Here is a 22875-nt window from a genome sequence, read left to right as displayed (position 1 = left end):
TGGCGGCTTTGCCGTTTCAGAGATGAACGACGGCCAGGTCCAGGCGGCCGTAGTCGTTATCGTTGTGATCGCTGCGTGGGGGGACGTGGTGGGTTTTCATCACCTGATCGCCCTGCAGGGTTTCCAGGTGGATGTCGAACCCCCACAGCCGATGCAGGTGCTTGAGCACTTCCTCGGTGGACTCGCCCAGGGGTTTGCGGTCGTGCTGCTGGTGACGCAGGGTCAGCGAGCGGTCGCCGCGCACGTCGATGCTGTAGATCTGCACGTTGGGCTCGCGGTTGCCCAGGTTGTACTGCGCCGCCAGGGTTTCGCGAATGGTGCGGTAGCCGGGCTCGTCGTGGATGGCCGGCACCACCAGGTCGTCCTTGAGGTCGTCATCGAGGATGCTGAACAGCTTGAGGTCGCGAATCACCTTGGGCGACAGGTATTGCAGGATGAAGCTCTCGTCCTTGAAGCTGCTCATGGCGAACTTGATGGTGGAAAGCCAGTCGGTGCCGGCGATTTCCGGGAACCAGTGGCGGTCTTCCTCAGTGGGGTTTTCGCACATGCGCCGGATGTCGCGGTACATGGCAAAGCCCAGCGCATACGGGTTGATGCCGCTGTAATACGGGCTGTCGAAACCGGGTTGGTACACCACGCTGGTGTGGGAAGTGAGGAACTCCATCATGAAGCCGTCAGTGACCAGGCCTTCGTCGTACAGGTCGTTTATCAGGGTGTAGTGCCAGAACGTCGCCCAGCCTTCGTTCATCACCTGGGTCTGGCGCTGTGGGTAAAAGTACTGGGCGATCTTGCGCACGATACGCACGATTTCCCGTTGCCACGGCTCCAGCAGGGGCGCGTGCTTTTCCAGGAAATACAGGATGTTTTCCTGAGGTTCGGCGGGGAAGCGCGCATTGTCCTTGTCGCTGTTTTTATCGGCGCGTTTGGGAATGGTGCGCCACAGGTCGTTGATCTGCTTCTGCAGGTGTTCCTCGCGCTCCTTCTGGCGCAGGCGTTCTTCTTCGGCGGAAATCGGATACGGGCGTTTGTAGCGATCGACGCCGTAGTTCATCAGGGCATGGCAGGAGTCGAGCAAGTCTTCCACCGCATCGATGCCGTGGCGCTCCTCGCACTGCATGATGTACTGCTTGGCGAACACCAGATAATCGATGATCGAGCTGGCGTCGGTCCAGGTGCGAAACAGGTAGTTGCCCTTGAAGAAACTGTTATGCCCGTAGCAGGCATGAGCCACCACCAGCGCCTGCATGCAGATGGTGTTTTCTTCCATCAGGTAGGCGATGCAAGGGTCGGAGTTGATCACGATTTCGTAGGCCAGACCCATCTGGCCGCGGCTGTAGGACTTTTCGGTGCTGAGGAAGTGTTTGCCGTAGGACCAATGGTGGTAACCCAGGGGCATGCCTACCGAAGCGTAGGCATCCATCATCTGTTCGGCGGTGATCACTTCGATCTGGTTGGGATAGGTGTCCAGGGCATAACCGGCCGCGATGCGGCTGATTTCCCGGTCGTAGGCCTGGATCAGTTCAAAGGTCCACTCAGACCCCGTGGAAATGGGTTGGCGTTTATGCTCTTTGGCGGTCATGTCACTAACCTGCGCTGGAAGAGTTCACGGAAGACCGGATAGATATCGCCGGCCGAGACCAATTGCTGTTGGGCGAACGTATCGGCGAAGGCTTCGCCGATGCGCTCGTATTCGAACCACAGCGCCTGGTGCTCACGGGGGGTGATCTCGACATAAGTGTAGTACTGCACGAATGGCATGATCTGGTTGATCAAGATGTCGCGGCAGATCGGCGAATCGTCATTCCAGTTGTCGCCGTCGGAGGCCTGCGCCGCATAGATGTTCCAGTCGTTGGCCGGGTAGCGCTCGGCCATGATTTCCTGCATCAGTTTCAACGCGCTGGAGACGATGGTGCCGCCGGTTTCCCGTGAATAGAAGAATTCCTCCTCATCGACTTCCCGGGCGCTGGTGTGGTGGCGGATGAACACCACATCGATCTTGTCGTAGTTGCGCTTGAGGAACAGGTACAGCAGGATGAAAAAGCGCTTGGCGATGTCTTTGGTGGCCTGGGTCATGGAGCCGGACACGTCCATCAGGCAGAACATCACTGCCTTGGAGCTTGGGTTGGGTTGTTTGACCAACAGGTTGTATTTCAAGTCGAAGGTGTCGAGGAACGGCACGCGGTGAATGCGCGCGCTGAGCTTCTCGATTTCTGTCTCGATTTCCTGGATATCGCCGAAGTTGTCCGGTTCTTCGCGTTTCAAGCGCGCCAACTCTTCCTTGGCCTCCTTCAATTTGGCGCGGCTGCTGCCGGACAGGGCGATGCGCCGGGCGTGTGCCGAACGCAGGGTGCGGATGATGTTGATCCGGGAAGGGTTGCCTTCGTTGCTGATCCCGGCGCGCACGGTCTTGAACGTGTCGGTGCCGGTCAGGTTGCGCTTGACCAGGTTGGGCAGTTCGAGGTCTTCGAACATGAATTCGAGGAATTCTTCCTGGGTGATCTGGAACACGAACTCATCCATGCCTTCGCCGGAGTTACCCGCCTTGCCGGGGCCTTTGCCGCCGCCACCGCCTTGGGGGCGCTGGATGTGTTCGCCGGTGGTGAACTCCTTGTTGCCCGGATGCACGACAGTCTGCTTGCCACCCCGGCCGTGGTGCAGCACCGGTTCGTCGATGTCCCGTCCGGGAATGCTGATCTGTTCGCCATGCTCCATGTCGGTGATGGAACGGCGGCTTACGGCCTCTTCAACGGCCTTTTTGATGTGGTCACGGTAACGCCGCAGGAAACGTTGACGGTTTACCGTGCTCTTGTTCTTGCCATTGAGGCGTCGGTCGATCACATAGCTCATGGGGAGCCCTCCGGGCAGCTTCACGTTACAAGCTTCAAGCCGCGAGCTGGAAGCTTAGAGACAAGCGGTCGACTGCCAGGCCATGGGCCCGGCAGTACACGCCCGTCGCTGCCTTACTGCGATTTGCGCACCCGCAGATACCACTCGGAGAGCAACCGTACCTGTTTGTCGGTGTAGCCACGCTCGACCATCCGTGTAACGAAGTCGTTGTGTTTTTGCTGATCCTCCTTGCTGGCCTTGGCGTTGAAGCTGATGACCGGCAGCAGATCCTCGGTGTTGGAGAACATTTTCTTCTCGATGACCACCCGCAGCTTCTCGTAGCTGAGCCAAGTGGGGTTCTTGCCGTTGTTGTTGGCGCGGGCGCGCAGCACGAAGTTGACGATTTCGTTGCGGAAATCCTTCGGATTGCTGATGCCGGCGGGTTTTTCGATCTTTTCCAGTTCCTCGTTGAGGGCTACGCGGTTGAGGATTTCGCCGGTTTCCGGATCGCGGTATTCCTGGTCCTGAATCCAGAAGTCGGCATACAGCACGTAGCGGTCGAAGATGTTCTGGCCGTATTCGCTGTAGGATTCCAGGTACGCAGTCTGGATTTCCTTGCCGATAAACTCGATATAGCGCGGCGCCAGGTATTCCTTGAGGAAGCGCAGGTAGCGTTCGCGGGTTTCGGCCTGGAATTGTTCCTGTTCGATCTGCTGCTCCAGCACATAGAGCAAGTGGACCGGGTTGGCGGCGATCTCGTGAGGGTCGAAGTTAAACACCTTGGACAGGATCTTGAACGCGAAGCGCGTCGACAGGCCGTTCATGCCCTCATCCACGCCGGCGGTGTCGCGGTATTCCTGGATCGACTTGGCCTTCGGATCGGTGTCCTTGAGGTTTTCGCCGTCGTACACGCGCATCTTCGAATAGATATTCGAGTTCTCCGGCTCCTTGAGGCGCGACAGCACGGTGAATTGCGCGAGCATCTTCAAGGTGTCGGGCGCGCAATGGGCCTTGGCCAGGGAGCTGTTGAACAGCAGCTTGTCGTAGATCTTGATTTCATCGCTGACCCGCAGGCAGTACGGCACCTTGACGATGTAGATCCGGTCGATGAAGGCTTCGTTGTTCTTATTGTTGCGGAAGGTGTGCCATTCCGATTCGTTGGAGTGGGCCAGCAGGATCCCGGTGAACGGAATCGCGCCGAGGCCTTCGGTACTGTTGTAGTTACCTTCCTGGGTGGCGGTGAGCAGTGGGTGCAGGACCTTGATCGGAGCCTTGAACATCTCCACGAATTCCATCAGGCCCTGGTTGGCCCGGCACAGTGCGCCCGAGTAGCTGTAGGCGTCGGCATCGTTTTGTGGGAATTCTTCCAGTTTGCGGATATCGACTTTGCCCACCAGCGCCGAGATGTCCTGGTTGTTCTCATCGCCCGGCTCGGTCTTGGCCACGCCGATCTGGTTGAGGATCGACGGGTAGAGTTTCACCACGCGGAACTGGCTGATGTCACCGCCGAACTCGGCCAGGCGCTTGGTCGCCCAGGGCGACATGATGGTGTTGAGGTAGCGCCGTGGTATGCCGAAGTCTTCTTCGAGGATCGCGCCATCTTCCGTGGCGTTGAACAGGCCCAGGGGCGACTCGAAGACCGGTGAACCCTTGATGGCGTAGAAGGGCACTTTCTCGATCAGTTGTTTGAGCTTTTCGGCCAGGGACGATTTACCGCCGCCAACCGGGCCGAGCAGGTAGAGGATTTGTTTCTTCTCTTCCAGGCCTTGGGCGGCGTGCCGGAAGTAGGAGACGATCTGGTCGATGCATTCTTCCATGCCGTGGAAGTCTTCAAAGGCCGGATAGCGGCGGATCACCTTGTTCGAGAAGATTCGCGACAGACGCGAATTGTTGGAGGTGTCCACCAACTGCGGCTCGCCAATCGCCAGTAACAAACGCTCGGCGGCAGACGCGTAGGTGCTGCGGTCACGCTTGCACAGGTCGAGATACTCTTGCAGTGTGAGTTCTTCCTGCTGCGTGGACTCGAAGCGTTGTTGGAAGTGGCTAAAAATACTCATGACGTCGTCACCTCGCTCGATACGTGGAGCCGACGCCGGATCAATCAGTCGATGCTGGCAGTCATTGACGAACGCCAATGGCCGTTTTCCCCCCAGAACACCCTGAAACGCTACCGATGACCCGCACGCCGGTGTACCGGCTCTCCCCTGATTCGGATGGCCTGCGCTTAAGGATAGTTCGGAATCCGCGAGGTAAAGGAGGGATACGCAATTAGTTTGGGTGCGCCGTTCGTCAGAAACGGCGCAAGCCCAAGCGTCACGCGGGGTGGCGGGGTGTGAAAAAAATTATTGCGAATCGCCGGAGGCAATTTCTGCAGGATAGGTCGTACGCCACAGCTCAAAGCCGCCGTCCAGACTGTAGACGTCGGAGAAGCCCTGGCTGATCAGATAGGCGGCCGCGCTCTGGCTGGAATTGCCGTGATAGCAGGCCACGATCACCGGCGCGTCGAGGTCGGCGGCGCGGATGAAATCGGCGATGTTGTGGTTGTCCAGGTGCCGGGCGCCTTTGATGTGGTTCAGGGCGTAGGCCTGCGGATCACGAATATCCACCACCACCGCGCCTTGTTCGCGCAGGGCCTGGGCTTGTTCGGGTGGGATACGTTTGAATTCGCTCATGGCGGGCTCCTTGGGTTTGGCTGCAAGCGGCGTCTAGCGCTTCGCGGCAACCGACGGGGTCACGGGAAGAGGGGAAGGGCACTGGCAGCTCAGGCGCTCGCCGGTGTCGATGTTCATCAGGGTCATGGCGCCGCCCCACACGCAGCCGGTGTCGAGGGCGAACACGCCGGGTTCATCGCATTTGCCTTCGAGGGCCGCCCAGTGACCGAAGATGATCTTCGTGTCGCGGGTCTTGCGTTCCTTGTGGGCGAACCACGGTTTGTAGCCGGGCAGCGCGGTGTCGGCGCCTTCCTTGCTCTTGAGGTCCAGTTTGCCGTCGGCGGTGCAGAAGCGCATGCGTGTGAAATAGTTGGTGATCACGCGCAGGCGGGCGACGCCCGTCAGGTCGTTGTCCCATTTCACCGGTTCATTGCCGTACATGCCGTCGAGATAGGCGACGTACAGGTTGTCATCGGCCAGGGCGCTTTCGACTTCGGCGGCGCACTTGAGGGCCTTTTTCAGTGTCCACTGCGGTGGAATGCCGGCATGGACCAGCACCATGTCGCGCTGTTCGTCGTAGTGCATGATCTTTTGCCGGCGCAGCCAGTCCAGCAAGTCGGCGCGATCCGGGGCCTCGAGGATTTCCCGCAGGGTATCGGCCTTTTTCAGACGCTCGATGTTACTGCCGGCCGCGAGCAGGTGCAGGTCGTGGTTGCCCAGTACGCACACCAGGGAATCGCGCAGGCCATATAGATAGCGCAGGGTCTCCAGGGACTCGGGGCCACGATTGACCAGGTCGCCTACCAGCCACAGGCGATCGTTCGCTGGGTCGAAGGCCACGCGTTCGAGCAGGCACTTGAGGGGTTGCAGGCAGCCTTGCAGGTCGCCGACCGCATAGGTTGCCATCAGTGCAAGGCTCCGGGCACGGCCAGGCGAAATGGCTTGATGATCGCGTCGAACAGTTTGCCGTCAGTGGCTTTCATCTGATACGAGCCTTGCATGGTGCCGACCTTGGACGTCATCACCGTGCCGCTGCTGTAGGTATGGCTGGCGCCGATATCGATCAGCGGTTGTTGGCCGACCACGCCGGCACCCCGCACCTCCTCCACTTGACCGTCACCGTCGGTGATCACCCAGTGGCGTGACAGCAGCTTGGCCGGCACCAGCCCGTTGTTTTTCACCGTGATGGTGTAGGCAAAGGCGAAACGGTTGTGTTCAGGTTGCGATTGGTCCGCCAGGAAGCGGGTAACGACGCTGACGTCGATCTGGTAGCGAGGATCGGACATGCAAGAGGCCTTAAAAGCAAAAGCGGAGGACAGCAGATGCGGATCAGTCTAGGCCAAGAGGCGGGCACTAGGCCAGACATGCTGTCGGGCCTGGTGCAGGGCGGGCTTCAGTCCGCGACGGGCGGCGGCTGGATCGCAAGCTGGTCGGCCAGGCGCACGAATGCGGCCAGGTCCAGTTGTTCCGGGCGCAGGCTGCCGTCGACGCCAGCGGCTTCGATCTCGGCGTTGCTCAACAGCGCTTTGAGCGTATTGCGCAGGGTCTTGCGGCGCTGGTTGAAGGCTTCGCGCACGACGCGCTCCAACAGTTTGTGATCCTTGGCCGGGTGCGGCAGCACGGCGTGAGGCACCAGGCGCACGATGGCCGAATCGACCTTCGGCGGCGGGTTGAACGCGCCTGGGCCAACATTGAACAGGTGTTCGACGCGGCAGTGGTACTGAACCATGATCGACAGGCGGCCCCAATCGCCGCCGCCAGGGCCGGCGGCCAAGCGCTCAACCACTTCTTTCTGCAGCATGAAGTGCATGTCGCGGATGATCCCTGCGTTGTTCAGCAGGTGGAAGATCAGCGGCGTGGAGATGTTGTACGGCAGGTTACCCACCACCCGCAGGCTGTTGGGCGCGGCATTGAGGCTGGTGAAGTCGAACTTCAGCGCATCGCCCTGGTGCAGGATGAAGTTGGACTTGCCGCCAAACTGCTGATTGAGGATCGGGATCAGGTCTTTATCGAGTTCAACCACATCCAGTTGCGCGCCGCTGGCCAGCAGGCCTTGGGTCAGTGCGCCCTGGCCCGGGCCGATTTCCAGCAGACGGTCTTCGGGCTTGGCATGGATGGAGCGCAGGATGCGGTCGATCACGCCAGCGTCGTGCAGGAAGTTTTGCCCGAAGCGCTTGCGCGCCCGGTGTTGGTAATGCTCGGTCATATACGGGTCTCGGCCATCTGATAGGCGGTTTCCAGGGCCACGCGCAGGCTGCCGGTATCGATCTTGCCGCTGCCCGCCAGGTCCAGGGCGGTGCCATGGTCGACGGAAGTGCGGATGATCGGCAGGCCCAGCGTCACGTTGACTGCGGCGCCGAAGCCTTTGTATTTCAGCACGGGCAGCCCCTGGTCATGGTACATCGCCAGCACTGCGTCGCAGTGCTCCAGATATTTGGGGGTAAACAGAGTGTCCGCGGGCAATGGGCCGCGCAGGTCCATGCCGTCTTGGCGCAGACGCTCCAGGGTGGGTTCGATGATGTCGATTTCTTCATGGCCCAGGTGGCCGCCCTCACCGGCGTGGGGGTTGAGCCCGCAGACCAGGATGCGCGGTTGGGCGATGCCGAATTTCTGTTGCAGGTCGGCATGCAGGATGCGCGTGACGCGCTCCAGGCGTTCGACGGTGATGGCATCGGCCACGTCGCGCAACGGCAAATGCGTGGTCACCAGGGCGACGCGCAGGCCATGTGTGGCCAGCATCATCACGACTTGGGGGGTGTGGGTCAGTTCGGCGAGGAATTCGGTATGGCCGGAAAAGGCGATGCCGGATTCGTTGATCACACCCTTGTGTACGGGGGCGGTGATCATGCCGGCGAAGTCGCCGTCGATACACCCTTGCCCTGCACGGGTCAGGGTTTGCAGCACAAAGGCCGCATTGGCCTTGTCCAGTTGCCCGGCGACCACCTTGGCCTGCAGCGGGGTATCCCATACATACAGGCTGCCCGCAGGAGCCGGCAGGTCGGGCCAGTTACCCGGCGCAACGTCCAGCAGCTTGACGGCCACGCCCAGTTGCGCGGCCCGCTCAAGGAGCAGGTCGCGGCTGGTAATGGCGATCAGGGGGTGTGGCTGGGGCTGCGAGGCGAGCAGCAGGCACAGGTCTGGACCAATGCCGGCCGGCTCGCCGGGTGTCACCGCGAAACGCTGGGGTTTCACTGGTTTGCCTGGTTGGTGCCTGTTTGCTCGGCGCCTGGCAGTTTGTTTTCTACGTAGGCTTCGTCACGGATCTGACGCAGCCAGGTTTGCAGCTCTTCATCGTACTTGCGGTTGCGCAGGACGGTCAGGGCTTGCTGTTCGCGGGCCTGGCTGGTGTTGTCGGTGGCGCGGCGGCCAAGGACTTCCAGTACATGCCAGCCATATTGCGTCTTGAACGGTTTGGACAGTACGCCTTGCGGGGTCTTGGCCATCACTTCCTGGAACTCCGGCACCAATGCTTTCGGGTCGATCCAGTTGAGGTCGCCACCGTTGAGGGCGGAACCTGGGTCTTCCGAGAAGCTTTTGGCCAGGGTGGCAAAGTCTTCGCCGCTTTCGATGCGGTCATAGATCTTCTGGGCCAGTTCCTTGGTTTGCGCTTCGGTGCGGATTTCGCTTGGTTTAACCAGGATGTGACGAACGTGGACTTCGTCTTTCAGCGAGGTCTCGCCGCCGCGACGTTCCAGCAACTTGAGGATGATGAAGCCGCCTGGGGTGCGGGCTGGCTGGGTAATGCCTCCCACTTCCATGGCACTCAGCTCACGGTCGAACGGCGGTGGCAATTGAGCGGCTTTACGCCAGCCCATATCGCCGCCTTCCAGGGCGTTGTCGCTGCCGGATTGGGCGATTGCCATCTGGGCGAAGTCAGCACCGGCCTTCAGGCGATCATAGATAGCCTGGGTTTTGGCGGCGGCTGCATTGAGCTGCTCAGAGTTGGCGCTGTCCGGGGTCGGGATCAGGATGTTGGCCAGGTGCAGTTCTTCGGAGAGCTGCATCTTGCCCAGGTCCGATGCGAGGAAGTTCTTCACTTCCTGCTCGGATACCTGAACCCGCTCGGCCACACGGCGCTGACGCACACGGCTGATGATCATTTCGCGGCGGATCTGGTCACGCGCGTCCTCATAGGACAGGCCGTCGTGGGCCAGGGCGGCGCGGAACTGATCGATGCTCATGTTGTTGCGTTGCGCGATCGTGCCAACAGCCTGGTTCAGTTCTTCGTCCGAAATACGGATGCCGGAACGATCGCCGATCTGCAATTGCAGGTTTTCGACGATCAGGCGCTCCAGCACCTGTTGGTCCAGGACGCTGGTCGGCGGCACACCACCGCCACGCTTGGCGATGGTTTGCTGAACTTCCTTGACCCGTTGGTCCAGTTGGCTCTGCATGATCACGTCGTTATCGACGATGGCCACGACCTTATCCAGCTGTTGAACCGCGGCATGCGCCGATGCGGTACCCAGGAACAGCGCGCCCAGCACGAGCGGGCGCAGACAATCAGAAAGCTTGATCTTCACGTTCACGATAACCTTGAATGCCTTTGTCGAGGAAGCTCTCTACCTTGGCGCCGGTCAGGCCGCCGAGTCCTTTGAGGACGATCTGGAAGAAGAGCCCGTGGTCACCCTTTTCGTTAAGCGGGGCGATCTGGCTGTATTCGTCGTTGGAAACCCAGTAACGGTTGATGACGCGCAGTTTCCAGCAGCAGTTGTCGTACTCGAAACCACCGAAGGCTTCCAAGGTACGGTTGCGAGCGTAGTCGTACTGCCAGCGGGTAATCATGTTCCACTGAGGAATGATCGGCCACATCATCGAGAAGTCGTGTTGTTGGATTTTGTAGTAATCCTTCACGAAGTTTGGTTGGCCTTCCGTGCCGTAGTCGCCACCAAACTGCCATTTGCCGGTCAACTGGTTGTAGACCACTTGGTCGTTGCGATAGCGATAACCGAGGTTGACGATCTTGTTCGGGTTGTCTTCCGGCTGGTAGTGGAACATCGCGCTGCCGGAACGTGGGGCGTGGCTTTCCGTGTCCCAGTTGTAATCGGCAGTGGCGCGCCAGTCGCGGTTGAAGCGGAACTCGTAGTCCAGCGCGATCGGCGAAACGTCGCTCTGGGCGTCGGCGCGGTCGGCTGCCAGGACGCCTGGTAGTTGAACTTCGCGGTCCTTGAAGTACAGGGCCTGGCCGACGCTGACGCGTTGGCGTTCGAAGCCGTTTTCTGCGATCCAGCGGCTGGTGACACCCAGGGACAGCTTATTCTCATCGCCGATCCGGTCCGAACCGACGAAGCGGTTGTCACGGAACAGCGAGGCATAGCTGAACGAGTATTCGCCGCTGTCAAAAACCGGGATGTCGCTCTGGTCTTTATTCGGAACATAAAGGTAGAACGCGCGCGGCTCGAGGGTTTGGCGATAGTCTTTGCCGAACCAGTTGGTGTTGCGGTCGAAGTACAGGCCGCTGTCGACGCTGGCGACTGGGACTGCACGGTCTTGCGAGCTTTTGAAAACACCGCCGGCGTATTTTGTGCCGTTTGTAACTGCATTTGCTTGCGCAGTCACGATGTCGTTTTTGCCTTGGCTGTCAAGGTCAAGGTCGTACTTGGTATAGACGTACTTCAACTTCGGCGTAATAAAGCCGTAGGTCCAGTTCATCGGGTATTCGACGGCGGGGGCCGCGTTCAAGCGAGTACCGTTTGCACGGGTCAGGCCTGTGACGTAGGTGTCCAGACGACGTGATACGAGGCCATTTTCATCGGAAAACATACCCTTTTCCAGGCTACGCTCAAACCTAACTGCTTCGGTCTCGTAGGTAAAATTCAACCCGCCCGGATGGTAAGGCAGCGCACCGTTGAAAGTAATCTGCGGCAAGCGATCATACGGCGTGATCTGAGAGATCGTCGCCAACTGATAAGCCTGGACATTCAAGCGCGCTTGATAAGAGTCGCCACGATAGGTCAAGGCGCCCTGTTGGTTGAGCGCATCCCGACTCTGAACCCCCTCTTCATACGACTTCAAATCCTGGAAGTAGTAAGGATCACTGATCTTGGTGTAATCCACCTGAGTCGTCAGGCGCGAATCCAGCCCGCCCTTATGCTGCCAATTGAGCATATAACGGGTTTTTTCGTAATCGGTCTGCTTGCTGCGTTCGTTGCTGTCGTCGTTCAGGTACGCGCCGCCGAACTGGCCTTCGCTGGATTTGGTGAGGTAGCGGAATTCGCCTTCCATCAACAAGCCGCGCTTGGTCATGTATTGCGGGTACAACGTGGCGTCGTAGTTCGGTGCCAGGTTGAAGTAGTACGGCGTCACCAGCGTAAAGCCAGTCTCGCCGCCGGTGCTGAAGCTCGGCGGCAGGAAGCCGGATTGACGACGGTTGTCGATCGGGAAATAGATGTAAGGGGTATACAGGATCGGGATGTTCTTGATCCGCAACGTCGCGTTGGTGGCCGTACCGAAACCGGTGGCCGGGTTCAACGTGATGTTGTTGCCCTTGAGCTGCCAGGCGTTGCTGTCTGGCTCGCAGGTGGTGTACGTACCGTCCTTGAGACGGATGATCGCGTTTTCGGCGCGCTTGGCGTACAGCGCGTTACCGCGGATGCGTGACTTGTGCATCACGTATTCGGCGTTGTCGATCTGTGCCGCGCCGGTATCGAGCTGGACCTGGGCGTGGTCGCCGACGATCAGGGCGCCGTTGTCGCGCAGGCGGACGTTGCCGTTCAGCTCGCCACGGTTCTCGGCCTGGTACAGGCTGGCTTCTTCAGACTCCAGCTGCATGCTGCCCTGGCGCATGACGACGTCACCGGCCAGGGTCGCGACCTGCTGTTCCTGCTCGTAACGCGAGGCCTTGGCGCCGATGAAGGTCGGCGCATCGCTCTGGTTCGTCTTGTCGTTCATGCCAGGACGAATCGGCTCGATGTACGCGCCGGAGCAATAAGGACCGGTTTCCGCCAGTTGGGCGGCGGTCAGCTTCTCGCGAGGCACCCAGTCCAAGTGGCTGTAGTCGGCGCTGCGCGAACGCAGGCCACGGCCCTTGGATTCGGTGACCAGCATGGTCTTCGGCTCGGCCTCGGTGCCGCCTTCAGCGTTGGCTTGCGCCGTGCCGTTGGCCGAGCTGACGGCTGCACCGTCGTGCACCGGGCGCGGTGGCAATGGGGCGGCGGCGGTTTTCGGCGCGCAATCCCAGGCACCCGAAGCAGAGACTGAGCAGTCATACTGTTCCGCGGCGACCACGAATGAGGTGGCGAAAGGTTGCATGGCCAGCAGACTGCCGGTTACCAGCAACGGAAATTTTCTACGAAACGCGGGGGATTTCAATGCCATCTTATTAGTCCGGGCTTCCTGCGTGCCATCTGCCCGCGGTGTGGGCCGCACGCCTCTCGATGGTCTGAAAAAGATGCGTGATAATAAAGCATGACCCGCTTGACGGCTAGCGCCGTCGGAGACCCTTGTAATGCCCGAGCAAGATCTACGTTTACAACAGCTGAAAGTCTGGCTGGATGAGCAGTTGCCGATCCTCTTCAACGCTCAGGATTGGGGCGTCGTACCCCCGGCCACATTGACCGCGGCCAGTAGCGACGCGAGTTTCAGGCGCTACTTCCGCTGGGAAGGCGGGGCGCATACTTTCGTGGTGATGGACGCTCCACCCCCCCAGGAAAACTGCAAACCTTTCGTCGATATCGCCGATTTACTGGCGAAATCGGCAATCAATGTGCCAAAAATTTATGCAGAAGATTTGCCGCGCGGCTTTCTTTTGCTCAACGACCTGGGCAGAAAAACCTACCTGGACGTGATTGACGAGCAAAATGCCGATCAATTGTTCGCCGATGCCATCGACGCCTTGCTGGCTTTCCAGCAGTTGCCGATGGACGCGCCGCTGCCCAGCTATGACGTCGCTTTACTGCGCCGCGAGCTGGAGCTCTTCCCTGAATGGTACGTGCGCCGCCACCTGGGGATCGAATTCGACGCGCACCAGCAGGCGCTCTGGCAGCGTGTCAGCGAGCGCCTGATCGACAGCGCCCTGGCCCAGCCGAAAGTGCTGGTACACCGCGACTACATGCCGCGCAACCTGATGATCAGCGCACCGAACCCCGGCGTGCTGGATTTCCAGGACGCGGTCTACGGCCCGGTGACCTACGACATCACCTGCCTGTTCAAGGACGCGTTCCTCAGTTGGCCCCAGGCCCGCGTGCGCGAATGGCAGCGCGGTTATTGGCAGCGCGCCATAACCCTGGGCATCCCGGTGCAGGCGGATTTCGATGGCTTCCTGCGCGCCAGCGACCTGATGGGCGTGCAGCGTCACCTCAAGGTGATCGGTATTTTCGCGCGTATCTGCCACCGCGACGGCAAGCCACGCTACCTGGCCGACGTGCCGCGCTTCTTTGCCTATATAGACGCGGTACTGGCGGACCGTCCGGAGTTGGGCGAACTGGCTGAGCTGCTGGCCAGCCTGCGCCAACCCGCCGAGGCGAGCGTATGAAGGCGATGATCCTGGCGGCCGGCAAAGGCGAGCGGATGCGCCCGCTCACCTTGCACACGCCCAAGCCGCTGGTGCAGGCGGGCGGCAAGCGCCTGATCGAGTATCACCTGGAGGCGCTGGCCAGGGCCGGGTTCACCGATGTCGTGATCAACCATGCCTGGCTCGGCCAGCAGATTGAAAACTACCTGGGCGACGGTGCGCAGTTTGGCCTGCGCATCCGCTACTCCCCCGAGGGCGAACCGTTGGAAACCGGCGGCGGGATTTTCCAGGCGCTGCCGTTGCTGGGGGATGAGCCCTTTCTGGTGGTCAATGGCGATATCTGGACCGATTACGACTTCGCCCAACTCCAGCGCCCGCTCCAGGGCCTGGCCCACTTGGTGATGGTCGATAACCCGGCGCATCACCCCTCGGGCGGGGATTTCCACCTGGATCATGGTGTGCTTCATGATGCGGCGCCCGGTGCCGATAACCTGACCTTCAGTGGCATATCTGTGCTCGACCCCAAGTTGTTCGCGGGTTGCAGCACCGGTGCCTTCAAGCTGGCGCCGCTGTTGCGCGCGGCCATGGCGCAAGGTCAAGTAACGGGAGAACACATGACGGGACGCTGGATCGATGTCGGCACGCTGGAGCGCCTGGCGCAAGTCGAAACCCTGCTGACAGCGGGGCGCTAAGATGTTGTGGCCTGGGACGCTGATCGGCGCCGGGGCTGGCTTTGCCATTGCCAGTATTCCGGGGGCCTTGTTGGGAGCCTTGCTCGGGCAGGCGCTGGATCGCCGCCTGCAACTGCACAGCTGGGCACAGTTGCGTGAGCGCCTGGGCGGGCGCCCGGCGTTGCGCAATGACGAACTGTTGTTTGTGCTGCTGGGCCGCCTGGCCAAAAGCAATGGCCGCGTGGCGGACGGGCATATCCAGCAGGCACGCCAGGAAATGCGCGCGCTGGACATGACCGAACCGGCCCAGCGTCGGGCGATTGCGGCGTTCAACCGCGGTAAATCCGGCTCTGACCGGGTGCGCGCCTACCTGCGCGTCCTCAAGTCCCAGCCCCATGCGTCAGAAGGCGTGTTGCGCGCCTGTTGGCGCATGGCCTGGGCGGATGGCCGCGCGGATGATGCCGAGCGTGACCTGATCAACTTGTGGGGCAAGTGGTTGGGCTGGACGCCGCAACAGCTTCAGGCGCTGGCCGCCGATTACGCGCCGGAGCGCAAGCCGGTGGCCAGCCGTGGCGCCGCGTATCAGGAGGCGTTGCGGATTCTGGGGGTGACCAGCACCACCGAGCCCTCGGCGATCAAGCGCGCCTACCGCCGCCTGCTCAGCCGCCACCATCCAGACAAGATCGCCGGTAGCGGCGCCAGCCCCGCGCAAGTGCGTGAGGCCACCGAGCGAACCCGCGAACTGCATAACGCCTATACGTTGATTCGCGAGCGGCGGGATTTCCGCTAGTCATCCCATTTGGGTGCTGGCGGTCAGCTGTCTTTTGGCTCTGGGCTCAACCACCCGCGCACCCGCCGATACAACTGCTCCTGCTCGGCCGAACTGTTGCCGGGCAAGGTTTTGAGCGACACTTGCTTGTAGCCGCCATTCTTCAAGCGTTTGGCGGCTTGGGCGCGCTCCCGTGCGGTGTTCCGGTCCTGGGCGAGGTCCTGGTAGAAGACATCCGCCGTGGGGACTTTCAAGCCCGGGGCGAGTTGTTGCAGGTCCGGTTGGCGACCCACGGGGGCCTTGCCCGCCACCATCACCAGCTTCTGCACCTGGCTCGGTTGTTTCTCGCTCAAGTACCGCGCGGCCCACCAGGCGCCGCTGCCATGGCCAAGCAGCACCACGCTGCGGGCGCCTTGGGTCTGGGCGAAAGCGACGGCGGCATCGATGCGCTCGAAGATGCGCTTGGCATCGGTCTTGTCCTGTTCGTCCGCGCCCGGCACCACGGCCGGGTCGGTGCCTTCGGCTTCCGCGCTGGCGGCTTGCTCGATCGGTTTGGCGGCGGTGCTGCCGTCTTTGCTGCTGGTGTCGACGGCCGCGTTGGGCGCTTCGATCACCCGTGGTGGCAAGGTGTCCAGGTTCACGTCCGGCAGTGACAGACTGAGGGTGCCCCAGCCGGCATCCGGCAATTTACGCCGCAATGGTGCAATTGCTTGCGGCCAGTCAGCATTTTCACCCGCGCCAGGTACGATAATCACCACGCCTTCGGCTTCGGCGCTGTTGGCCGGTTTCCACAAGGCCAGGAATGAATCGCTGCCGGCCTGCAGCTGTTGCTGTTCTTCGCGTGGGATCTGGCGTTCGAGGGCGCTGGCTTCTTCCCGGCTCCGCTCCGGCAGGGGCTGGCGTTCGAGCGGTTTTTCCGCAACCGGCGCAGGCGCGTCGGCGGCCTGGGCAGAAAAGACGGCGGTAAAGAGGAGTGACAGGCACAATGCTGGCAGTGCCGAACGGTTTCGATAGGGCATCGTTAATTCCCGGCCAGAAGTGATTCCAGCAGCCTAATGGGTTGGTCAGTATTTGTCAGTGATGTGAGACGTGGATCATGGGTTTTCGCTGTCTGCTGGTTATCGGCTGTATGTGCTTTGCCTTGATGGCGGGGGCTGCGCCCGTGCCTGTCGCTGCGCAAGCGCAGCTCTCTGTGCCGCAACGCGAATGGCTGGCGCAGCACCCGGAGTTGCGGGTGGGACTGGTCTTGCAGGCGCCGTATGCGCAATACGACCGGCGCCTGCAGCGTTTGTCGGGGGCCAATGTCGAGTTGATGCAATGGCTGGCCAAGGCCCTGAACATCGAGCTGACGTGGCGCAATTTCCCCACTCAGGAGCAACTGGAAGCCGCCCTGCGCGACGGCGAGGTGGACATCGCCCCCGGCCTGCAGCAAACCCCGGCCGGTTTGCGCCTGTGGTTGTTCACCGACCCGTACATGCGCGTGCCCCAGCGTATCGTCGGTGTGCGTGAGGGCGGCGGTGCGGTGGAATTGGAAAAACTCGACGAACATTCCCGCGTCGCCGTGCGTATGCCCAGCGCCGTGGCCGATTACCTGCGCAGCACCTATCCCGGTCTCAACCTGCAAGGCGTGCCCATGGAGCGCCAGGCCTTGCAGTTGCTGGTCAGTCAGCAGGCGCGTTACGCCGTGGTGGATGAGGCGCAACTGAGCCGCTTGTCGGGCGAGCCTGAGTTCTCCGGGCTGGCGGTGGTCGGCGATATCGGCCTGCCGCAATTGCTGCGGGTGGCGACCCGCCGCGACTGGCCGGAACTGTCCGGCATCATGGAAAGCGCGTTGCGCGCCATCCCCGCCCGCGATCTGGACCAGTTGCACAACCGCTGGCTGCAACCCAAATACCCGCGTCTGTCCGAGTCTCCCGGCCTGTGGCAAAACCTCAGCCTGCTGCTGGGGTTGCTGCTGCTCGCCAGCCTGGCGGTGGTGTTCTGGCAGCGTCGCCAGCAACGAGTGCTGGAACACAACCTGCTCGCCGCTCGCGAAGAAAGCGCCGCGCGCGCCGCCGGTGCCGAAGCGCTGCGCCTGACGCAGTTTTCCATCGATCAAAGTACCGTCGGCATCCTCTGGGTCAATTGGGACAGCCATGTGCGCTACGCCAACCTGGCGGCGGAAACCATGCTCGGTTATGGCCCCGGCGCGCTGATCGAGCGTCCGCTGGCCGATTTCGACCCGAGCCTGAGCATGGACCGTTGGCTGAACCTGTGGAAACGCGCGCGTGCCAGCGAAGAGGGCCCACAGCATTTCGCCGCCGACTGCCTGCGTGCAGACGGCAGCATCCTGCCGGCCGAGGTGTCGTTGAGCTTTCTGCGGTTTGCCGACGGCGAATACCTGGTGGTCTACCTCAATGACGTCACCGAACGTCGCCGTTATGTGGCTGCGTTGCTGCAAAGCGAAGCGCAGTTGCGCGAACTGTCGGCGCACCTGGAAACCGTGCGTGAAGAAGAAAAGGCGCGCATCGCCCGCGAAGTACACGACGAACTCGGGCAAATGCTCACCGTACTCAAGCTGGAAACCTCCATGTGCGAGCTGGCCTATGCGCAACTGGACCCCGGCCTGAACGAGCGCTTGAACAGCATGAAACGCCTGATCGCCCAACTGTTTCAATTGGTGCGCGACGTGGCCACGGCGTTGCGCCCGCCGATTCTCGACGCCGGGATCGCCTCGGCCATCGAGTGGCAGGCGCGGCGCTTCGAAGCGCGCACGCAGATTCCCTGCCTGGTGCAAGTCCCGGATAACCTGCCGGCCTTGAGCGATGCCAAGGCCATTGGCCTGTTCCGTATCCTGCAGGAGGCGCTGACCAATGTGATGCGCCATGCCCAGGCGCATACTGTCGAGCTGACCCTGGCGGTGGAGGGCAAGCAACTGCGGCTGACCATCAGCGACGACGGCGTCGGTTTCATCGAGGCCAAGGGCCGCCCGGTGTCGTTCGGCCTGGTCGGCATGCGTGAGCGCGTGCTGATCATGGGCGGGCAGTTGAACCTGGACAGCCAGCCGGGGGAGGGCACCATCCTGAGTGTGACGGTGCCATTGGATGCATAACAATAAGAGGAAACCCCTGTGATCCGTGTACTGGTAGCCGAAGACCACACCATCGTGCGTGAAGGCATCAAGCAATTGATCGGCCTGGCCAAAGACTTGCTGGTGGTGGGCGAGGCGGGCAATGGCGAGCAGTTGCTGGAGACCTTGCGCCATGTGCCTTGCGAGGTGGTGTTGCTGGATATCTCGATGCCTGGCGTCAACGGCCTGGAAGCCATCGCGCGGATTCGTGCGCTGAGCAATCCGCCGGCGATCCTGGTGCTGTCGATGCACGATGAAGCGCAGATGGCCGCGCGGGCCCTGAAGGTAGGCGCGGCCGGTTATGCCACCAAGGACAGCGACCCGGCCCTGCTCTTGATGGCGATTCGCAAGGTCGCGGCTGGCGGGCGCTATATCGACCCGGACCTGGCCGATCGCATGGTCTTCGAGGTCGGCCTGACCGATTCGCGACCTTTGCATTCGCTGCTGTCGGAACGCGAGTTCTCGGTGTTCGAACGCCTGGCCCAGGGCGCCAACGTCAACGACATCGCCCAGCAACTGGCGTTGAGCAGCAAGACCATCAGCACCCATAAGGCACGCCTGATGCAAAAGCTCAACATCACCTCCCTGGCCGAACTGGTGAAGTACGCCATGGAGCACAAGCTGCTCTGACGACATGCCTGTTTGCGACCTCCTTCAGGGCGCCATTTGCCCGTTCTCGGCGCTTGCAGGCTGGCGCTCATAGCGGCGCTGTTCTATCCCCGTCATCGCTGTAGGGCGTTCCCTACCCCCAACCTTCCATCCGGCTGATGTGATTCTCTCCTGGCCCCCGATTTCCGGGGCCCCGCCCCTGGACTACGCTTGTGCCACAGCAGTCCAAAATACAAAGGTGCGGGTATGAGCGAGGCGGATTCAAATGATGTGCTGGTCAGCTTTCGTGGCGTGCAGAAGAGCTACGACGGCGAGAACCTGATCGTCAAAGACCTCAACCTGGAGATTCGCAAGGGCGAGTTCCTCACCCTGCTAGGGCCGTCGGGTTCGGGTAAGACCACCAGCCTGATGATGCTGGCCGGCTTCGAAACGCCGACTGCCGGCGAAATCCAGCTGGCCGGGCGTGCCATCAACCACGTGCCGCCGCACAAGCGCGATATCGGCATGGTGTTCCAGAACTACGCGTTGTTCCCGCACATGACCGTGGCCGAGAACCTGGCGTTTCCCCTGTCGGTGCGAGGGTTGAGCAAGACCGATATCAGCGAGCGGGTCAAGCGCGTGCTGAGCATGGTCCAGCTCGACGCCTTCGCCCAACGCTACCCGGCGCAACTCTCCGGCGGCCAGCAACAGCGTGTGGCATTGGCCCGGGCGCTGGTGTTCGAACCGCAGCTGGTGCTGATGGACGAACCCCTCGGCGCCCTCGACAAGCAATTGCGCGAACACATGCAGATGGAGATCAAGCACCTGCACCAACGCCTCGGCGTGACCGTGGTGTATGTGACCCACGACCAGGGCGAAGCCTTGACCATGTCCGACCGGGTGGCCGTGTTCCATCAGGGCGAGATCCAGCAGATTGCGGCGCCACGTACCCTGTACGAAGAGCCGAAAAATACCTTCGTCGCCAACTTCATCGGCGAAAACAACCGCCTCAACGGTCGCCTGCACAGCCACACCGGCGACCGCTGCGTGGTGGAACTGGCGCGCGGCGAGAAAGTCGAGGCACTGGCGGTGAACGTCGGCCAGGTTGGCGGCCCGGTGACCTTGTCGGTGCGGCCTGAGCGCGTCAGCCTCAATGGCTCCAGCGAACGTTGCGTGAACCGCTTCTCTGGGCGAGTAGCGGAATTTGTCTACCTGGGCGACCACGTGCGCGTGCGCCTGGAAGTCTGCGGCATGACCGATTTTTTTGTGAAACAACCGATCGCCGAGCTGGACCCGGCACTGGCGGTCGGCGACGTGGTACCGATTGGCTGGCAAGTCGAGCACGTTCGCGCACTCGACCCACTTCTAGAGGCGAAATAATCGCCCCCATGGCTTCACCAACCCTGCACGTGGAGAGAACAACAATGTTGAGATCCCTTAAGTATTCCGCACTGGCGATCGGCTTGATCGGCGCGACCCAGGCCATGGCTGGCCCGGATCTGACGGTCGTGTCCTTTGGTGGCGCGAACAAGGCCGCACAGGTCAAGGCTTTCTATGCACCGTGGGAAAGTGCGGGCAACGGCAAAATCGTCGCCGGCGAGTACAACGGTGAGATGGCCAAGATCAAAGCCATGGTCGACACCAAGAGCGTGTCCTGGGACCTGGTGGAAGTGGAGTCGCCGGAACTGTCCCGTGGTTGCGACGAAGACATGTTCGAGCCGCTGGACCCGAAACTGTTCGGCAACAGCGCTGACTACGTCAAAGGCGCGATCCAGCCATGCGGCGTGGGCTTCTTCGTGTGGTCGACCGTACTCGCCTACAACGCTGACAAGCTGAGCAGCGCGCCGACCAGTTGGGCGGACTTCTGGGACACCAAGAAATTCCCTGGCAAGCGCGGCCTGCGCAAGGGTGCCAAATACACCCTCGAATTCGCGTTGATGGCTGACGGCGTGGCGCCGAAGGATGTGTACAAAGTGCTGGCCGGCAAAGACGGCCAGGACCGTGCGTTCAAAAAGCTCGACGAACTCAAGCCGTCGATCCAGTGGTGGGAAGCCGGCGCGCAACCGCCGCAGTACCTCGCCTCGGGTGACGTAGTGATGAGCTCGGCCTACAACGGTCGCATCGCTGCCGTACAGAAAGAGAGCAACCTGAAAGTGGTCTGGAACGGTGGCATCTACGACTTCGACGCGTGGGCTATTCCAAAAGGCCTGGCCAAGGATCGCGCAGAAGCGGCGAAGAAGTTCATCGCCTTCTCGGTGCAGCCGCAGCAGCAGAAGATCTACTCGGAAAACATCGCTTACGGCCCGGCCAACACCCAAGCCGTACCGTTGCTGGCCAAGGACGTGCTCAAAGACATGCCGACCACGCCTGAGAACATCGCCAACCAGGTGCAGATCGATGTGAGCTTCTGGGCGGATAACGGCGAGCAACTTGAGCAGCGCTTCAATTCCTGGGCTGCCAAGTAACTCCATGTGGGAGGGGGCTTGCCCCCTCTCACAGGGGATCTGCTGCGTTTGGCAGAGTGCATTCATTTTCAAGTTTCGGAGTTAGCCATGGCCATCGCCGTTCCCTCGACCGAGGTCAACAGCCCCACCCTCAAGCAGCGCCTGGCGCGTGCCGAGCGGCTTAATCGCTGGAAGGCCCAGGCCTTGATTGCGCCGCTGGTGCTGTTTTTGCTGCTGGTGTTCCTGGTGCCGATCGTTGCGCTGTTGTACAAAAGTGTCGGCAACCCGGAAGTCGTGGGCGGCCTGCCGCGCACGGTGGTGGCGGTGAAGACCTGGGACGGTCGCGGCTTGCCTGGCGAGCCGGTGTACCAGGCGCTCAGCGAAGACCTTGGCGAAGCGCGCAAGAACCAGACCCTCGGCGATCTGTCGAAACGCTTGAACATGGAACTGGCCGGCTATCGCAGCCTGCTGACCAAAACCGCGCGGGCGCTGCCGTTTACCGAAGCGCCGGCCTCTTATAAAGAAGCGTTGGAAACCCTCGACGAACGCTGGGGCGACCCGGCGTACTGGCAGGCGATCCGGCGCAATACCAGCAGCCTGACGCCGTACTATCTGCTGGCGGCCGTCGATCACCGCATCGACGACCTCGGCGAAGTGGCCCCGGCCACGCCGGACCAGGCGATCTACCTGGACATCTTCGCCCGCACCTTCTGGATGGGCCTGGTGATCACTTTTGTCTGCCTGCTGTTGGCCTATCCGCTGGCCTACCTGCTGGCGAACCTGCCGGCACGGCAAAGCAACCTGCTGATGATTCTGGTGCTGCTGCCGTTCTGGACCTCGATCCTGGTGCGCGTGGCGGCGTGGATCGTGCTGCTGCAGTCCGGTGGCCTGATCAACAGCGCGCTGATGGGCATGGGCCTGATCGATAAGCCGCTGGAGCTGGTGTTCAACCGCACCGGGGTCTACATCTCCATGGTGCATATCCTGCTGCCGTTCATGATTCTGCCGATCTACAGCGTGATGAAAGGCATCTCGCCGACCTACATGCGCGCTGCGATTTCCCTGGGCTGTCACCCATTCGCCAGCTTCTGGCGCGTGTACTTCCCGCAAACCTACGCCGGTGTGGGCGCAGGCTGCCTGCTGGTGTTCATCCTGGCGATTGGTTACTACATCACCCCAGCCTTGCTGGGCAGCCCGAACGACCAGATGGTCAGCTACTTCGTGGCCTTCTACACCAACACCAGCATCAACTGGGGCATGGCGACCGCGTTGGGCGGCTTGCTGCTGCTGGCCACCGTGCTGCTGTACCTGATCTACAACCGGCTGGTGGGCGCCAGCCGCCTGCGCCTGAGCTAAGGAGACCTT

The 22875-nt window shown here is 61.4% G+C and carries 19 protein-coding genes; 8 read left to right on the top strand and 11 right to left on the bottom strand.

Annotation, left to right across the window (positions count from 1 at the left end; genetic code table 11):
• Window positions 1-16 precede the first annotated feature (16 nt).
• From TU80_RS21845 to TU80_RS21800, 10 genes are all read right to left on the bottom strand, one after another.
• The gene (locus TU80_RS21845; RefSeq protein ID WP_057005394.1) at window positions 17-1579 is read right to left on the bottom strand and encodes a SpoVR family protein; all 1563 of its coding nucleotides are present in this window, start codon (window positions 1577-1579) and stop codon (window positions 17-19) included.
• Entirely contained in the window at window positions 1576-2847 is a 1272-nt protein-coding gene (locus TU80_RS21840) for a YeaH/YhbH family protein (protein WP_017847815.1), read from the bottom strand. Before TU80_RS21840 ends, TU80_RS21845 begins: the two co-directional genes overlap by 4 nt.
• Before the next feature lie 113 nt (window positions 2848-2960).
• Window positions 2961-4883, bottom strand: a complete 1923-nt coding sequence (locus TU80_RS21835) for a PrkA family serine protein kinase (RefSeq protein WP_017847814.1) — start codon at window positions 4881-4883, stop codon at window positions 2961-2963.
• A gap of 285 nt (window positions 4884-5168) precedes the next feature.
• A complete protein-coding gene (gene glpE / locus TU80_RS21830) occupies window positions 5169-5498 on the bottom strand; it encodes a thiosulfate sulfurtransferase GlpE (RefSeq protein ID WP_057005393.1) in 330 nt (109 codons plus the stop codon).
• A gap of 33 nt (window positions 5499-5531) precedes the next feature.
• Window positions 5532-6383: a symmetrical bis(5'-nucleosyl)-tetraphosphatase gene (locus TU80_RS21825; protein ID WP_057005392.1), complete on the bottom strand. Its 852-nt coding sequence runs from the start codon at window positions 6381-6383 to the stop codon at window positions 5532-5534.
• Window positions 6383-6763 carry a Co2+/Mg2+ efflux protein ApaG gene (apaG, locus tag TU80_RS21820; RefSeq protein ID WP_017847811.1) on the bottom strand — a complete coding sequence of 127 codons (381 nt, stop codon included), beginning with the start codon at window positions 6761-6763 and terminating at the stop codon, window positions 6383-6385. Before apaG ends, TU80_RS21825 begins: the two co-directional genes overlap by 1 nt.
• A gap of 107 nt (window positions 6764-6870) precedes the next feature.
• Entirely contained in the window at window positions 6871-7683 is an 813-nt protein-coding gene (gene rsmA / locus TU80_RS21815) for a 16S rRNA (adenine(1518)-N(6)/adenine(1519)-N(6))-dimethyltransferase RsmA (RefSeq protein ID WP_017847810.1), read from the bottom strand.
• Window positions 7680-8669, bottom strand: a complete 990-nt coding sequence (gene pdxA, locus TU80_RS21810; protein ID WP_017847809.1) for a 4-hydroxythreonine-4-phosphate dehydrogenase PdxA — start codon at window positions 8667-8669, stop codon at window positions 7680-7682. Before pdxA ends, rsmA begins: the two co-directional genes overlap by 4 nt.
• Complete coding sequence (locus tag TU80_RS21805) at window positions 8666-10006, bottom strand: peptidylprolyl isomerase (RefSeq protein ID WP_026140134.1); 1341 nt, start codon at window positions 10004-10006, stop codon at window positions 8666-8668. Before TU80_RS21805 ends, pdxA begins: the two co-directional genes overlap by 4 nt.
• On the bottom strand, window positions 9981-12794 hold the full coding sequence (locus TU80_RS21800) for an LPS-assembly protein LptD (RefSeq protein WP_057005391.1): 2814 nt from the start codon (window positions 12792-12794) through the stop codon (window positions 9981-9983). Before TU80_RS21800 ends, TU80_RS21805 begins: the two co-directional genes overlap by 26 nt.
• 130 nt (window positions 12795-12924) lie before the next feature.
• Here TU80_RS21800 and TU80_RS21795 point away from each other — a divergent pair, with 130 nt between their 5' ends.
• The 3 genes from TU80_RS21795 to TU80_RS21785 are packed head-to-tail and all read left to right on the top strand — an operon-like array spanning window position 12925 to window position 15390.
• On the top strand, window positions 12925-13950 hold the full coding sequence (locus TU80_RS21795) for an aminoglycoside phosphotransferase family protein (RefSeq protein WP_057005390.1): 1026 nt from the start codon (window positions 12925-12927) through the stop codon (window positions 13948-13950).
• Entirely contained in the window at window positions 13947-14621 is a 675-nt protein-coding gene (gene murU, locus TU80_RS21790) for an N-acetylmuramate alpha-1-phosphate uridylyltransferase MurU (protein WP_046381861.1), read from the top strand. The genes TU80_RS21795 and murU overlap by 4 nt, the downstream gene beginning before the upstream one ends.
• Before the next feature lies 1 nt (window position 14622).
• Window positions 14623-15390, top strand: a complete 768-nt coding sequence (locus tag TU80_RS21785; protein WP_017847804.1) for a TerB family tellurite resistance protein — start codon at window positions 14623-14625, stop codon at window positions 15388-15390.
• 23 nt (window positions 15391-15413) lie between these two features.
• On the opposite strand, the gene TU80_RS21780 is transcribed toward TU80_RS21785, so the two are convergent.
• Window positions 15414-16388 (bottom strand): alpha/beta hydrolase family protein, encoded by a 975-nt coding sequence (locus tag TU80_RS21780; RefSeq protein ID WP_046381862.1) that lies wholly within the window; start codon window positions 16386-16388, stop codon window positions 15414-15416.
• 77 nt (window positions 16389-16465) lie between these two features.
• On the opposite strand from TU80_RS21780, the gene TU80_RS21775 reads away from it, so the two are divergent.
• The 5 genes from TU80_RS21775 (at window position 16466) to TU80_RS21755 (ending at window position 22866) form a co-directional block, all read left to right on the top strand.
• Window positions 16466-18460, top strand: a complete 1995-nt coding sequence (locus TU80_RS21775) for a sensor histidine kinase (RefSeq protein WP_057005389.1) — start codon at window positions 16466-16468, stop codon at window positions 18458-18460.
• A gap of 18 nt (window positions 18461-18478) precedes the next feature.
• Window positions 18479-19108, top strand: a complete 630-nt coding sequence (locus TU80_RS21770; protein ID WP_017847801.1) for a response regulator — start codon at window positions 18479-18481, stop codon at window positions 19106-19108.
• Between the two features lie 225 nt (window positions 19109-19333).
• Window positions 19334-20446, top strand: a complete 1113-nt coding sequence (locus TU80_RS21765) for an ABC transporter ATP-binding protein (RefSeq protein ID WP_046381864.1) — start codon at window positions 19334-19336, stop codon at window positions 20444-20446.
• Window positions 20447-20490: 44 nt separating this feature from the next.
• Window positions 20491-21531 (top strand): ABC transporter substrate-binding protein, encoded by a 1041-nt coding sequence (locus TU80_RS21760; protein WP_057005388.1) that lies wholly within the window; start codon window positions 20491-20493, stop codon window positions 21529-21531.
• 87 nt (window positions 21532-21618) lie between these two features.
• On the top strand, window positions 21619-22866 hold the full coding sequence (locus TU80_RS21755) for an ABC transporter permease (protein WP_046381866.1): 1248 nt from the start codon (window positions 21619-21621) through the stop codon (window positions 22864-22866).
• The last annotated feature ends 9 nt before the right edge of the window (window positions 22867-22875 follow it).

This window comes from Pseudomonas veronii (assembly GCF_001439695.1).
GTDB lineage: Bacteria > Pseudomonadota > Gammaproteobacteria > Pseudomonadales > Pseudomonadaceae > Aquipseudomonas > Aquipseudomonas veronii.
This window is presented reverse-complemented; position numbering and strand designations above follow the sequence as displayed.